The sequence below is a fragment of the Aeromicrobium sp. genome (assembly GCF_036676885.1).
Classification (GTDB): domain Bacteria; phylum Actinomycetota; class Actinomycetes; order Propionibacteriales; family Nocardioidaceae; genus Aeromicrobium.
Window position 1 is genome coordinate 1 of the sequence record NZ_JAKFCB010000130.1, and the last position, 1837, is coordinate 1837.

The 1837-nt window shown below is 68.5% G+C and carries 2 protein-coding genes; both read left to right on the forward strand.

Annotated elements, in window-relative coordinates; genetic code table 11:
* Positions 1–191 precede the first annotated feature (191 nt).
* Positions 192–1508 carry a glycoside hydrolase domain-containing protein gene (locus tag V6M46_RS06630; RefSeq protein WP_332663061.1) on the forward strand — a complete coding sequence of 439 codons (1317 nt, stop codon included), beginning with the start codon at positions 192–194 and terminating at the stop codon, positions 1506–1508.
* An 8-nt stretch (positions 1509–1516) separates the two neighbouring features.
* Positions 1517–1837 (forward strand): glycerophosphodiester phosphodiesterase (locus tag V6M46_RS06635; protein WP_332663064.1); only part of this gene is annotated, 321 nt, incomplete at its 3' end.

A 1837-nucleotide genomic window follows, 5' to 3' on the forward strand; every position in this document is an offset into this window, starting at 1 on the left:
ACTGGGGCGACCGCGCCCGCCAAGTCTGACGAAGGGCGAGGAACCGCAGGAACGTGGCCCCGATCATCCAGGGGAGGGACCGGGGCCACGCCCGCCGCAAGCGTATCCCCGGTCCGGTGCCACACGGCAAGCCTGAGTCGCATATCCGGGACGTGGCCCTCCCTGAGACGTACTCTCTAAGGATGCGCATGGTGCCTTCCCCCACCTCGCGGTTCACGATCGCCGGCATTTTGACCGGCCTGGCCGCGACGTTCCTGATGTCCTCGCCCGCCCACGCCGCAGGGCCACGCGCCCCCGGCGACTTGAAGGGGTACGGCTTCGACACGTGTGTCGCGCCGAGCCAGACCGTGATGGATGCGTGGAACCTGCGATCCCCCTACTCGGCGATCGGCATCTACATCTCCGGCAGCTCGCGCTACTGCGGAGATGCCTACCAGCCCAACCTCAGCAAGGCGTGGGTCGCCAAGAACGCCTCGTACGGTTGGCGCTTCATGCCGATCCACGTGGGTCGGCAGGCCCCGTGCTTCGTCAACAACCCCGACAGCCGGGTCCAGAAGAAGCGGATGTCCTGGACCGTCTCGACGGCTCGCTCGCAGGCCCGCTCCGACGCCGCCGAGACGGTCGCGGCGCTCGTCAAGTACGGCTTCGGCGCCGGGAGCTACTCCTACCTCGACATCGAGTGGTACGCCCGCACGACCAAGTGCGACAACGTCGTGCTGGAGTTCATCGACGCCTGGACGGAGTACCTCCACAGCAAGGGCTACAAGTCCGGGCTCTACTCGAGCGCGTCGGCGGCCATCGCCGCGGTCGACGCCGCGAGGATCTCCGGGCGCGCGGGATTCACCAAGCCCAACCAGCTCTGGTTCGCCTGGACCAACAAGGTCGCCAACACCGACGGCGGGCCCTACCTCTCCGATTCCGGGTGGGCCAATCACCAGCGGATCCACCAGTACCACAACAACGTCAGGATGACGTACGGCGGAAAGACGCTCACGATCGACAAGAACGTCCTCGACGTCGGCAGGGGCTCGGTCGCGGCCAAGCAGGTCCTGCCGTGCGGCGTACGGATGTCGTTCAACTCCTACCCGCAGCTCAAGGTGGGCAGCACGGGCCCGGAGGTCGCCGCGCTCGAGTGCTTGCTGCGCCAGCAGGGCCTCCTCTCCACCGTCAACCAGACGTTCCGCCCCGTCACGGCCGCCGCGATCGATGCCTTCCGCAAGAGCAAGGGCTGGGCGCCCGTCGGCCGGACCACGCGGCCGACCTGGACCGCCCTGATGTCGTCCGGCTCCAGTCCGCGCGTGCTCAAGCAGGGCTCGGTGGGGCAGTCGGTGTGGCGGCTGCAGCGCTCGCTGATCACGGCCGGGTTGCACCCGCGGCTCACCGGGGTCTACGACTCCAGCACGGTTGCGGCGGTCAAGGCGTACCGCAAGGCGAATGGCCTGTCGCAGTACTCGACGACCGAGTCGACAGTCTGGGCACTGCTGCGGCGCGGCAAGCTCGGCGTCTGACGGTTCGCATGGCCCTCGTCTCGGCGCATCGCGGAGGTGCTGCGGAGGACCGGTCGGCGCAGAACACCCTGGCGGCGTTCGAGGCGGCGATCGCACTCGGCTGCGACTACGTGGAGTTCGACGTACGCCTGACGGCCGACGGCCGGCCGGTGATCTTCCACGACGACGAGATCGAGGACGACTCGGTCGTACGCTCGATCGCCCGGCACCGCCACGACCAGTTCTCGGAGTCGCGGCTCGTGGATCTCGATGCGGTGCTCGCCCTGATCCGCGGCCGCATCCGCGCGCACGTCGACCTCAAGGTGCGGGGTGACGAGGTCGTCCTGGTC